We start from the raw sequence: 11,849 nt of genomic DNA on the forward strand, positions 1-11,849 counted from the left end.
AGAGCATGATGCAGCAGCAGACGAATTCCATCATCGACGAGCTCGAAGATGCCGTCCGTAACGGCTCCTCGGCCAAGCGGATCGAGACCTTGCGACGGGTCACGGACCTGTTTCTCGACCAGGGGCAGCGCCTCAGCGACGATCAGGTCGAGGTCTTCGATCATGTGCTCTCGCATCTGGCGACGCGGGTGGAAAGTCGCGTCAGGGCCGAGCTTGGCGATCGTCTGGCACCGCTGGATTATGCACCCGCCGGCGTGCTCGAACGCCTCGCCTGGGACGACGAGATCGCCGTCGCGGGCAAGGTGCTGACCGAGTCCAATCGCCTGAGCACCCCGACGCTGGTCGAGATCGCGAAAGCCAAGGGGCAGGATCACCTGTTCGCCATTTCCGGCCGCGCCGACCTGCCGGAGGTCGTCACGGACGTCCTGGTCGAGCGCGGCGAGCGCAAGGTCATCCGCCGCCTTGCCGACAACACGACGGCCCGCTTTTCCGAGGAAGGCTATGGCGGCATGATCGCGCACGCGGAAGCCGACGAAGCGCTCGCCGAATCGCTCGGCCTGCGCATCGATCTTCCCCTCAAGTATCTTCGCGACCTGCTGCAGCGCGCGACCGAGGCCGTGCGCGCGCGCCTTGCGACCATCGCTCCGCCGGAGCTCCAGGCCGAGATCAAGCGCATCCTCGCCGCGATCACCTGCAAGGCGGCGCCGCCGGAGCCGAAGCGGGATTTCAGCCTGGCTGAAGCGGCCGTCAAGCGGATGAAGGGCCTCAACGAACTCAATGATGCCGCCATCGCCCGGTTCGCGGAAACCAAGAGATTCGACGAGGTTGCCGCCGCGCTCGGGCTTCTCAACAACAGCGCACCGACTGAGCTGATGGCGAAGGTTCTGGAAGGGCCGCGTGCCGATCTCGTGCTGATTCCCTGCAAATCGGCAGGCCTCGGCTGGCCCACGGTCGAAAAAATCCTCTGCAATCGTCCGGCCAAGTACCGCATCGACGAGGCCACCCTGAAGCTCGCGGGCACGGATTTCGCCAAGCTGTCCCCCGCGACGGCCGAGCGCACACTGCGATTCTGGCAGCTGCACGACCGGATCGACAAATAGCCGAGGACCGGCAGGACGGCCTGTCCGCCGCTTGAACGGCCGGCCGCAATGGTTAGTTTCCGAGAAGCGGCGAATCGCCGGATCCCTTCTCAAGACAGACATGGCCACCTTCACCCCGCATCAAGATGCCGCGCTCAAGGCCGTTGGCGACTGGCTCAAGGCCAAGCCGGGCCGTAACGGCACGCCGCCGGTGTTCCGCCTGTTCGGCTTCGCCGGGACCGGCAAGACGACGCTGGCCCGGCACATCGCCGACGGCGTCGACGGCGAGGTGAAGTTCGCCGCCTTCACCGGCAAGGCCGCCCTCGTCATGCGCAACAAGGGCTGCGACGACGCCTCCACCATCCACTCGCTGATCTACCGCGCCCGCGAATCCGGCGAGGAGCAGCCGAGCTTCGAGCTGTGGGACGACGCGCCGGCCTCCAAGGCCAAGCTGATCGTGATCGACGAATGCTCGATGGTCGACGCCGAATTGGGGCGCGACCTGATGTCGTTCGACTGTCCGCTGCTGGTGCTGGGCGATCCCGCGCAGCTGCCGCCGATCCAGGGCGGCGGCTTCTTCACCAACACCGAGCCGGATGCGATGCTGACCGAGGTGCACCGCCAGGCCCAGGACGATCCGATCGTGCGGATGTCGATGGACGTGCGCGAGGGACGCGAGCTCGACATCGGCCGCTACGGCGAGAGCGAGGTGGTCTCGCGCAAGGAACTCGATCCCGATCGCGTCATGGGCGCCGACCAGGTCCTGGTCGGCCGCAACAACACCAGGCGCGCCTACAACATGCGGGTGCGCCAGCGCCAGAACATCGAGGACGTCTTCCCGGTCGCCGGCGACAAGCTGGTGTGCCTGCGCAACAATCGCAAGAAAGGCCTGTTCAACGGCGGCCTGTGGCGCGTGAAGTCGCGCAACACCTCGCGCTCGAAATCACGCATCCTGTCAATGCGGCTGTCGCCGGACGAGGATTTCGGCCACAAGGTGACCAAGGTCTCGGTGCGCGCCGATTGCTTCGAAGGTGGCGTCGAGCAGATCGGCTGGGAGCAGCGCAAGCCCTATGACGAGTTCGACTACGGCTACGTGCTCACCGTGCACAAATCGCAGGGCTCGCAATGGGACGACGTCGTGCTGTTCGACGAGAGCTTTGCGTTTCAGGAATCCAGAGCACGGTGGCTGTATACCGGGATTACGCGGGCGGCGAAGCGGCTGAGTATCGTGGTGTGATGCCCTAGCCCGGACCGGGCAGACAATTCACCAAGCGCTAGGCTTTGCGATGTATCACTGCGCAGTCGGCAGGGGGACGCGCATGGCTGAACGAAGAACCGATACCCGCGACGCGCCCGATGATATCTCCAGCGCGAGCCGTCGCTCGTTTCTGAAATCGGCAAGCATCGCGGCCGGCACGCTCGCGGCATCCGTCGCAGCGCCAGGGATAGTGCTATCCGCTCCGCGTCGTGCGGCGCAATCGCAGCCGGGCAAGCCGGTGCGGGTTTCGAAGGAACGCCTCAACGAGCTGGCGGCGAAATCCTATGCCGTGTTCAACGAACGCGACATCCTGCCCAAGGACTTTTCCGAGAAGCATGCCGCGCGCTACGACGTCGAGCTGCGGCGCATCGTGACCTCTACGCATGTGCCTGAGACAGGAGAGCGCGTGAAGGTCAGCGCGCTCGTCGCAATCCCTGTCGGCAGAAGCGGCGCGCTGCCGGTCTTGTCCTGGCAACACGGCACGATCCTGTCGTTCGATCAGGTTCCTTCGAACCTGCTGCGGCTCGGCGACGAAGGCTACCAGCTCCGCGACAATGTCGACTCGCTGGAAACGCTGTTCAACATCCAGCGCTTCGCCGGCAACGGCTATGCCGTCATCGCCGCCGACTATATCGGCAAGGGTCCGTATCGCAACGGTCGCGGCGAAGCCTACGCGGTGAAAGGCGCCACGGTGCAGTGCTGCCTCGACGTTCTCGATGCCGGTCTGCTCGAACTGAAAGCGCTCGGCCTGCGGCAATCGGCGCTGTTCCTGAACGGCTGGTCGCAAGGCGCGCTGAACACGCAATGGCTCAAGCAGGAGATGCAACGCCGTGGCATGAAGGTGACCGCAACCGCGGCCCAGAGCCCGTTCAACAATCTCACCGAGAGCTTCCATTACTGGGTCAACCCGGCATCCTATATTCCCTCTACGGAGCCGTCCTATCCAATGCCTCCGGCCTGGATCACGCCCTGCCTGATCGTCCTGTTGGGAAGCTACCGCCGGTATTATGGATTGAGCGATCTGTTCACCACGGCCATCAAACCGCAATATCAGGCGTTCGCGGAAAAATATTGGGTCGACTACAGCCTGGAGGGCGAGACCGCCAAGAGCGTTCCGCCGGCTGGCGATTTGTTGACGGACGGGTTCTTCGATCGCTTCACCAAGAACACCAACAGCAGACTGCTGCGCCAGCTCGGCAACAACAGCGCGACCTTCTGGGATTATGATTCCCCGATCCGGTTCTATTACGGATTGGCCGACGAGGCGCTGCATCCGCGCCTGGTCAAGCCGGCGATCGCCGCCGGCGGACATTTCGCGGACGCTGTTCCGGTTGACGGCGCAAGCCATCGCGTCACGTTCCTGGCGAGCCTCTATGGCAACAGCGCCGTGTTGAACGGACAGTCCACCGTGCTCGACTGGTTCAATTCGATGGTGTGAACCGACGCGCGGCACTTCCCCGCGACGAAATAAAAATCCTCGCGGCCCGGCGGCGAGCCATACGTGAACGGCTGCTGCCCGTGCTTCGTCGCGGCCCAGACGTCGTCGCGGATGATGTCGAACAGTTTCCGGATCTCGACGCGGGGCTGCCTGATTTCGCGGGCGAGCGCGGTGGCGAACGGGCTGTTGGCGCTGCCGTCGCCGTCCATCGCGGTCTCGCCATGCTTGGCGGTGTAGACCACCACGAAGCCGGCGCCGGGCTCGATGTTGGAGAAGCCCTTGTCGACCAGCTTCAACTTCGTCAGCGAATAGGCGGCAGCGCGGTAGTCGGCGCGCGGTTCATCTAGCTTGGAGTTCCCGGTCTCGCCAAGCCGTCGGCGCTATCCCGCACGGCTCATTTCACGGACTCGTGTCCGTCCGGCCGTAACAATCGGCGGCCGCGTCCGTACCTCGGATAGTGCGAAAACGCCGCCGGGCAACTGTTCGTCCGGCCCCGACCGCCCTAGACTGTCAGACCTTCCGAAAGAGGATCCGCCATGCGCCGACCTGCCCTCGCCTCCCTGCTCGCCGCAACCACCACCCTTTCGCTCACCTTTGCGCTTGCCTTTGCCACGCCGTCCCGGGCTGCGGAGGATGCGGTCGTGATCCCCGCCCCTGCCATGGATGCGGCACCTGCGAGCGGGATCCAGACCGCCGTGATCGCCGGCGGCTGCTTCTGGGGCGTGCAGGGCGTGTTCCAGCACACCGCGGGCGTCGTCAACGCGGTCTCCGGCTATGCCGGGGGCACCAAGGCGACCGCCGACTACCAGACGGTCTCGACCGGCCGGACCGGCCATGCCGAGGCGGTCGAGATCAAGTACGATCCGAAGAAGATCTCCTACGGCAAGATCCTCCAGATCTACTTCTCGGTGGCGCACGACCCGACCCAGCTCAACCGCCAGGGCCCCGACACCGGCACGCAATATCGCTCGGCCGTCTTCACCACCTCGGACGAGCAGAAGAAGGTGGCGGAGGCCTATATCGCCCAGCTCAACGGCGCCAAGGTCTTCAGCAAGCCGATCGTGACCAAGGTCGGCGCGTTGGAGGCGTTCTACCCGGCGGAGGCCTACCACCAGGACTATCTGACGCTGCACCCGAACCAGCCCTACATCGCCTATAACGACCTGCCCAAGGTCGAGAACCTGAAAAAGCTGTTCGCCGATAACTACATTGAAAAGCCGACGCTGGTGAGTGCCAGCAAGGCCACCAACTGATCGCGAGATCACCGAAACAAACGGGAGACCCATGCCCGACACCAAAATGAAAACCACGGACGACAAGGTCATCAAGAGCGAAGAGCAGTGGCGGCGCGAATTGTCGCCGATGCAGTACGCGGTGCTGCGCGAGAAGGCGACGGAGCGTCCCTTCTCGGGCGAGTACGAGCACGACCACCGCGCCGGCACCTATGTCTGCGCCGGCTGCGGCAATATGCTGTTCGAATCCGACGCCAAGTTCGATTCCGGCTGCGGCTGGCCGAGCTTCACCCAGCCCGCGGTCGAGAGCCATGTCGACGAGGAGCGCGACGTCAGCCACGGCATGATCCGCACGGAGGTGCTCTGCTCCAAATGCAGCGGCCATCTCGGCCACGTCTTCCCCGACGGCCCCGGGCCGACCGGGCTGCGCTACTGCATCAACTCGGCAGCGCTGAAGCTGGAGCCGAAATAACGCTGCGCGCGGCCGGGTTCCAACATGGAACCCGGCCGCGCGATGTGCTTTTCTTGTCTGGCGGTGCGTCCGATCATCGCATCTGGCGGCCGCCAGGGAGGATGCCATGTCACTCGGGACCGTCCTGATCATCCTGGTGATCATCTATCTGCTCGGCGGCCTGTCCGGCCGCGTGGGCGGTTACGGTTATGGCCTGGGCCATTCCGGCATGGGGATCGGCGGCGTCGTCCTGGTGGTGCTGGTCGTCCTGCTGCTTCTTGGCAAGTTTTAAGCCATACAAGTCATTGGAAATAATAGACTAATTTCATCCGCGGGGCTGCCATGCGCGGATTCATCATCTCCCATCGCGGGGGTCGCATTTTTGTCAAATCGGCCTATATTAGGGGACGAAAATGGCATGTGCGGCGGGCTCGCTCGGTTGCGGCCCCTGCCCTCCCAGACCCCACGCGCTTAAAGCCCCAGAGAAGATCACGAGGTCTTTGACCATGCGTCCACTGCGTCCGTTCAACTTCAACACTTCCGCCGAACTCTTCCCAGCTGCGATCCGCAAGAAGAAGCGCGCAGGGTTCACCTATCGCCGCTTCGGCACCGCGGCCGAAGCCGTGCAGTTCGCGATGGAGCAATTGCCGACGGATTCGCTGAACGGCGCCTATCTCCAGGTCGAGGAAGCGCGTTTCGACCAGAACGGCATCCGCTCACTCTACGAGAGCGAAGCCTTCCCGTTGGAGCGCCACCGCAAGCCGGAGCCCGTGGCCGCCGAGACCGACGCCGACGCGGCGTAAGCTTTTCGCCCAGCCCGATGTGTGCAGAAAGCGCGATGGCCGAAAGGCTGTCGCGCTTTTTGCTTGCTTAGTTCTCCCTCGCCGCTTGCGGGAGAGGGCTGGGATGAGGGTGTCTCCACGATCGAGAACCCCCAAGAGGTGAAAGCCCTCACCCGGCGCTCCGCGCCGACCTCTCCCGCAAGCGGGAGAGGTGCACCGAGACCGACGCTCGATCAACTTCTCAAAATTCCAGAATCTTCACATCCGCGGCTGCTTGTCGAGCCAGCGGCGGAGCAGACGCACGTTGCGCATGTTGGCGCGGAACATGACGTCGAAAGCGTCGCCCGCGAACGGGACCATGCCGACGACGCCGTCGAGCGCGACGTTGCCGAGCATACGAGCGGTGACATACCAGGGCGCGCCCAGCGCGCGGGCCTCGCGCACCAGCCACAGCGCGATCGCCGTGGTGATGATGTCGCCGACGATGGGGATCAGGCCGATCAACCCGTCGATGCCGTAGCGGATGTTGGTGCCGGGCAGGATGAAGGCGACGTCGAGCAGCTTGGCGATCGCCTCGAGCCGCGCGATCCGCTGCTCGCGCGTCAGATTGCCGAACGGGCTCCCGGCGAACGGATTGTCCTTGCCAAGCTCGAAACGGAACTCGCGAAAGCCCTGCTCCAGCGTTTCGGGGCGGATTTCCCGGCCGTCCTGGTCGATGATCGGCCCGCGCGCCTCCGGGCCGGAAGAGGTCGTGCGCGAACTCCCCGAACGGGATCTGCGCGGAGCAAGGATGTCGTCGTCGGACATGGTCATGGCCTTCAGGGAACGCGCGGACGCGGCGGAAGTTGCTGCGCCGCGCCCGAACGTCGCGCTCAGGTCGGCGCCGGCATAGGCTGCGGCTCCTTGATGTATTTATGCACGAGCCAGGACGAAATCACCGCCGGCACGAACCCGACCAGGCCATACAGGATGAACTGCACCGCACCCGAATCCGGCCCGCGCGAGCTGTAGGTGAGCGAGGCCAGCACGAAGGCGAACAGGCCGACCAGGAGCATCCGCAAGACCGGGCCGATCCGCCTGATGTGGACCAGGATGTCGTCGATCGCGCCGATCATCAGCGAAGGCAGGAAGCCAAACAGATAGCTGTATTGCAGCGTCTTGAAGAACACCGCGAACAGCTTGCCGACCTCGCCGAGATTGGTCTGGGCCCAATAGCCGGACTGATAGGTCGTCGTCAGCAGCAGCAGGAACCCGCCGACGAACGGGCCGACCAGCGCAAACACCAGATAGCGTTTCATCAAACACCTCACACGTCTTCGCTGATTATAGCAGCGCCGCGGGAACCTTGAATAGCGTGCGGTTCGGCCTTTGTGGGAACAAGAGGCAGGACGACGAGTTCAGACAGGACCCGAATTTAACTTTGGAAGATTGGAGTGCCGATGGCCCGCAAAATTCTCCTGGCGACGATCACGCTGGCAGCCCTGACCGTCTTCCTGGAGCCACGTGCTTTCGCGCAAGGCCACATGGGCACGCCGCAGGAGCAGAAGGCCTGCTCGCGCGACGCATCGCGCTTCTGCCGCAAGGACCTCGGCAACGACCTAGCTGTGCAGGGCTGCCTGCAAGCCAACCGGGCCAAGCTGTCGAAGTCATGCAACAAGGTGTTTCGAAGCCACGGCATGTGAGAACCGGCACCGTCCCGGCGAATGGAGCGTGAAGCCATGCTACGCGACGAACAACTCTCCATCCTCCGGGACATCAGCCAATCCGTTGCCTTTGCCGACGACCGCCACGGCAAGATCGGCGAGCTCATCGCCGAGGGCTACGTGATGAAGGACGGCGATCTGTTCGAACTCACCGCCAAGGGCGCCACCGCTGTCGAGGAACACGCCGCCGCGCTCGGCGCGAGCGACGACGAACAGGCGAGCGCATCCTCCGAACGACTGATCTGATCGCGTGCACGCGCCTGTTGCGTGACGTTCACGCAACAATTGCAAATTCCTTTGCGCCTGCCATTGCAGCCACGCGACAATGGCGCATACTTCGCTCGGGCGGCGCAGCACTTTTCGATTCGAGCAATCAAGAAATCGAGCGACCACATGCGGGACCAGAGGTCCCGACGTGAAGGCTGTGACATGCGGCAGATCAAGCAGCGTGCGGCGCCCCAAAACAAAGTGGTTCAACCCACGGAACTCGGGGATGCATTCTTCATGACACGCTACAGGACCATCGTTTCGCTGTTCGCCTTCGCCACCACGGCGTTCGCACTCCAGACATCACCCGGCCTCGCCTTCTCGTCCGAAGCGCAGCAGATGTGCACCGGCGATGCGATGCGGCTGTGCTCCAATGAGATCCCCGACATTCCGAGGGTCAGGGCCTGCATGGTGCAGAAGAGAGCGGAGGTCAGCCCCGGCTGCCGCGCCGTGATGGACCGCGAGCACGCAGCCACGACATCGCGCAAGCGGGAAGCGGCGGCGCAGTAGGAAAGAGAGAGCCTGCAGCCATCCTTCGAGACGCCCGCCCGATGGGCGGGCCCTCAGGATGAGGTCTCGTGTCGCGGCGAGACATCAAACCCTCATGGTGAGGAGCCCGCCAAGGCGGGCGTCTCGAACCATGCAGGCCGAGGACTCACGGCGTAGACCTAATCGCCCCACTGCGCGAAGGCTTCGTTGAAGGCGCGTTCGCCCGGGGCGCCCTTCTCGATGGCGATGATGGCGCGGCGCTGGTTGGCATAGACCAGCGGCACGTCGAACCACGAGCGCTCCTTCAGGAGCTGGACGTTGCGGGAGCGGTCGGCGTCGACATTTGACAGGCCGACCAGGAAGAAGCCGTCGGTGACCTTGACCGCGAGGCCCGCGAGCGGCGTGCCGCGCGCCTGCTCGTTCGACTTCATCAGGATGCCCGGCACGTTGGAGATGCTGCCGCCCGGGAAATCCGGCGGCAGGATGAAGGTCAGCTCCGCGGTGTGGCTCGCCGGCAGCGAGGAATCGGTGTTGCGGCGGAACGACATCGTCATCTTGAACTTGCGCTCGGGGATCTCGATGTCGGCGCGCACGGCGACGTCGGCCTTCTGGGCACCCGAGGCCTTGATCGGCTCCAGCCGCCACACCACCGAGCCGATATATTGCTTGCCCTTCGGATCGGACGGATCCTCGTCGTAGAGCACGACCTTCTGCGCCACCGGCGCGACCGGCTGGTCGCTGGCCGAGGGCTGGCCGACTCGATCGGGAATCTTCGGCTTGCTCTGCGGCTGGGACGGATCCTTCGGCGCCTCGACCAATTGGGTCGGCGAGGACTTGAACAAATTGGTCGCGGTCTGGACCAGCTGCTTGCCCCAGAGGATGCCGGCGCCGACGAGGATCAGCACGATGCCGACGGCAATCGCGCTCTTGAACGGAAAGGCGGAACGGGTGCGGGCGCGCTTCTTGGCATCGCGCTCGGGCGCGATGCGCGGACGCGGCGACGGCGGCTGCGGCTGCGGCTGCGGCGCGTAGCGCTCGGCCTCCTCGATCGACTCGTCGTAGGAATAGGGCGCATCCTGCTCGCCGGCGCGGTTTTCCAGGCTCGGCTCGAGCCGGTCGAATTCCGGCGAGGGCGAGGGCACGTTGGCATAGGTGCGGCGGGCGGCGCGGCTGGCCTGCGCGGCCGCGCCGCCGAGATCGTTGGCGTCGGCCGTGATGTCGCGGAAGCCGCGCACACCCGGTGCCGGCGGCAGCGCCGGCGGAGCTCCGACATCGGGCGGACGACGCGCACCGGCGCGATCGCGTCCGGCCGCCGGCTCCGGCATCGGGGGCGGGGGCGGGGCGGACGGTCCCGGCTGGCGCGGGGCGTCGAAACGGGGAGCGCGCGGCGGACGCGGAGCCTCGCTCTGGTCATCGACGTTGAAGGACGGACGGTCGGCGCGCGGCGGCGGCGGGGCCGGACGCGTGCGCGGAGGGGCCGGCGCAGCCGCAGCCGGGGCGCCTTCGGCGGCCCGGGTGCTGGCGCGGCGAAAGGCGTCGCCGCTACTGCCGCTGCGGGCGCCGCCACCAGGGCGCGAGGCCTCGCGGGCGCGCTGGGCGGCCTCCGATTCGACCTTGCGGACGGCCTCCTCCAGCGACAACCTCTCGCGGGTGATCTCGGATTCGGAGAGCGGCGGCTGCACGCTGCGCAGCTGGGCGATCAACGCCGTACGCGCCCGCTCATAGAGCGCGCGACGGCTTTCGCCGGGAGCGTTGGGGTCCAGGGCGGCAATAGCGCGGGCGATCAGCGGATAGTAATCAGCCATTTCAACTCAATTATACGCGCGTCCTGGTAAGAGATCGTTAAGCCTCAAACGGGTTTTGCACGAGGATAGTATCCTCGCGTTCGGGGCTGGTGGAAAGCAGTGCGACAGGGCACCCCACCAATTCCTCGATCCGACGGACATATTTGATGGCCTGGGCCGGCAGCTGGGCCCAGGACCGCGCCCCGGCGGTCGGCTCCTTCCAGCCCTCGATGGTCTCGTAGATCGGCTCGACCCGGGCCTGGGCGCCCTCGCCGGCGGGGAAATGGTCGATCTCCTTGCCGTCGAGCTTGTAGCCGGTGCAGACCTCGATGGTGTCGAAGCCGTCGAGGATGTCGAGCTTGGTCAGCGCGAGGCCATTGATGCCGCAAGTGCGGACCGCCTGGCGGACCAGCACGGCGTCGAACCAGCCGCAGCGACGGGGCCGCCCGGTATTGGTGCCGAACTCGCGGCCACGCTCGCCGATCCTGCGGCCGGTCTCGTTGTCCTGCTCGGTCGGGAACGGGCCCTGGCCGACGCGGGTGGTGTAAGCCTTGCACAGGCCGAGCACATAGCCGACCGCGCCGGGGCCAAGGCCCGAGCCGGTCGCCGCCTGCGCCGCCACCGTGTTGGACGAGGTGACGTAGGGATACGTGCCATGATCGACGTCGAGCAGCGCGCCCTGCGCCCCCTCGAACAGCATCCGCTTGCCTTCGCGGCGCTTGATGTCGAGCAGCCGCCATACCGTCTCGGCATAGGGCAGCAACTCCGGCGCCAGCGCGCTCAACTCCTTCAAGATCACCTTGCCGTCGAATTCGGGCAGGCCGAGACCGCGCCGCAACGCGTTGTGGTGGGCAAGCAGCCGGTCGATCTTGTGCGGGAGCGTGTCGAGGTCGGCGAGGTCCATCAGGCGGATGGCGCGGCGGCCGACCTTGTCTTCATAGGCAGGCCCGATGCCGCGGCGGGTGGTGCCGATCGCAGTCGCCGCATTGGCGGATTCACGGTGCGCATCGAGCTCGCGGTGAAGCGGCAGGATCAGCGTGACGTTCTCGGCGACACGCAGATTCTCCGGCGAGACGGCGACGCCCTGCGAGCGCAGCTTGGTGACCTCGTCGAGGAAGGCGGCGGGATCGAACACCACGCCATTGCCGATCACCGACAGCTTCTGGTCGCGCAGCACGCCCGAGGGCAGCAGCGCGAGCTTGTAGGTCTTGCCGTTGATCACCAGGGTGTGGCCGGCGTTATGACCGCCCTGGAAGCGGACGACGATGTCCGCCTGCTCCGACAACCAGTCGACGATCTTGCCCTTTCCTTCGTCGCCCCACTGGGCGCCGACGACGACAACATTGGCCATTCGTGGGTAATCCTT

14 protein-coding genes and 1 pseudogene are annotated in these 11,849 nt (G+C 65.4%); 10 read left to right on the top strand and 5 right to left on the bottom strand.

Translation table 11 applies throughout. The annotated features are described in order from the left end of the window. Positions 1 to 8: 8 nt before the first annotated feature. The 3 genes from CIT39_RS28355 to CIT39_RS28365 all read left to right on the top strand — a co-directional run bounded on the left by CIT39_RS28355 (position 9) and on the right by CIT39_RS28365 (position 3,775). A complete protein-coding gene (locus tag CIT39_RS28355; RefSeq protein WP_244607467.1) occupies positions 9 to 1,100 on the top strand; it encodes a DUF2336 domain-containing protein in 1,092 nt (363 codons plus the stop codon). Positions 1,101 to 1,200: 100 nt separating this feature from the next. After that, positions 1,201 to 2,316: an ATP-dependent DNA helicase gene (locus CIT39_RS28360; RefSeq protein ID WP_094976956.1), complete on the top strand. Its 1,116-nt coding sequence runs from the start codon at positions 1,201 to 1,203 to the stop codon at positions 2,314 to 2,316. Positions 2,317 to 2,398: 82 nt separating this feature from the next. Further along, entirely contained in the window at positions 2,399 to 3,775 is a 1,377-nt protein-coding gene (locus CIT39_RS28365) for an alpha/beta hydrolase (protein WP_244607468.1), read from the top strand. 14 nt (positions 3,776 to 3,789) lie between these two features. Here the strand turns inward: CIT39_RS28365 and CIT39_RS28370 are convergent. Continuing rightward, positions 3,790 to 4,071, bottom strand: a pseudogene (locus tag CIT39_RS28370) (caspase family protein); the annotation flags it as partial. A gap of 240 nt (positions 4,072 to 4,311) precedes the next feature. Here CIT39_RS28370 and msrA point away from each other — a divergent pair. The 4 genes from msrA to CIT39_RS28390 all read left to right on the top strand — a co-directional run bounded on the left by msrA (position 4,312) and on the right by CIT39_RS28390 (position 6,261). Next, entirely contained in the window at positions 4,312 to 5,028 is a 717-nt protein-coding gene (gene msrA, locus CIT39_RS28375; RefSeq protein WP_094976954.1) for a peptide-methionine (S)-S-oxide reductase MsrA, read from the top strand. Positions 5,029 to 5,059: 31 nt separating this feature from the next. Further along, a complete protein-coding gene (gene msrB, locus CIT39_RS28380; protein WP_094893474.1) occupies positions 5,060 to 5,479 on the top strand; it encodes a peptide-methionine (R)-S-oxide reductase MsrB in 420 nt (139 codons plus the stop codon). 106 nt (positions 5,480 to 5,585) lie between these two features. After that, entirely contained in the window at positions 5,586 to 5,750 is a 165-nt protein-coding gene (locus tag CIT39_RS28385) for a DUF3309 family protein (RefSeq protein WP_094976953.1), read from the top strand. Between the two features lie 214 nt (positions 5,751 to 5,964). Beyond that, on the top strand, positions 5,965 to 6,261 hold the full coding sequence (locus CIT39_RS28390; RefSeq protein ID WP_014439893.1) for a hypothetical protein: 297 nt from the start codon (positions 5,965 to 5,967) through the stop codon (positions 6,259 to 6,261). A 237-nt stretch (positions 6,262 to 6,498) separates the two neighbouring features. Here the strand turns inward: CIT39_RS28390 and CIT39_RS28395 are convergent, their stop codons facing one another. Further along, complete coding sequence (locus CIT39_RS28395) at positions 6,499 to 7,053, bottom strand: DUF4112 domain-containing protein (RefSeq protein WP_094976951.1); 555 nt, start codon at positions 7,051 to 7,053, stop codon at positions 6,499 to 6,501. A 59-nt stretch (positions 7,054 to 7,112) separates the two neighbouring features. Further along, positions 7,113 to 7,538, bottom strand: coding sequence for a DUF5413 family protein (locus CIT39_RS28400; protein ID WP_094976950.1), 426 nt, complete (start codon positions 7,536 to 7,538; stop codon positions 7,113 to 7,115). A gap of 141 nt (positions 7,539 to 7,679) precedes the next feature. On the opposite strand from CIT39_RS28400, the gene CIT39_RS28405 reads away from it, so the two are divergent. The 3 genes from CIT39_RS28405 to CIT39_RS28415 all read left to right on the top strand — a co-directional run bounded on the left by CIT39_RS28405 (position 7,680) and on the right by CIT39_RS28415 (position 8,720). Further along, on the top strand, positions 7,680 to 7,922 hold the full coding sequence (locus CIT39_RS28405) for a hypothetical protein (protein WP_094976949.1): 243 nt from the start codon (positions 7,680 to 7,682) through the stop codon (positions 7,920 to 7,922). 21 nt (positions 7,923 to 7,943) lie between these two features. Then, positions 7,944 to 8,189, top strand: a complete 246-nt coding sequence (locus tag CIT39_RS28410; RefSeq protein ID WP_244607469.1) for a hypothetical protein — start codon at positions 7,944 to 7,946, stop codon at positions 8,187 to 8,189. Between the two features lie 258 nt (positions 8,190 to 8,447). Continuing rightward, positions 8,448 to 8,720 carry a hypothetical protein gene (locus CIT39_RS28415; protein WP_334249343.1) on the top strand — a complete coding sequence of 91 codons (273 nt, stop codon included), beginning with the start codon at positions 8,448 to 8,450 and terminating at the stop codon, positions 8,718 to 8,720. Between the two features lie 158 nt (positions 8,721 to 8,878). Here CIT39_RS28415 and CIT39_RS28420 read toward each other — a convergent pair whose 3' ends face one another. Together CIT39_RS28420 and CIT39_RS28425 are read right to left on the bottom strand one after the other, a co-directional pair. Next, the gene (locus CIT39_RS28420) at positions 8,879 to 10,504 is read right to left on the bottom strand and encodes a hypothetical protein (RefSeq protein WP_094976948.1); all 1,626 of its coding nucleotides are present in this window, start codon (positions 10,502 to 10,504) and stop codon (positions 8,879 to 8,881) included. 37 nt (positions 10,505 to 10,541) lie between these two features. Then, positions 10,542 to 11,834, bottom strand: coding sequence for an adenylosuccinate synthase (locus CIT39_RS28425; RefSeq protein WP_094893469.1), 1,293 nt, complete (start codon positions 11,832 to 11,834; stop codon positions 10,542 to 10,544). Positions 11,835 to 11,849: the final 15 nt, after the last annotated feature.

This window comes from Bradyrhizobium symbiodeficiens, from assembly GCF_002266465.3.
In the GTDB taxonomy this organism is placed as follows: domain Bacteria; phylum Pseudomonadota; class Alphaproteobacteria; order Rhizobiales; family Xanthobacteraceae; genus Bradyrhizobium; species Bradyrhizobium symbiodeficiens.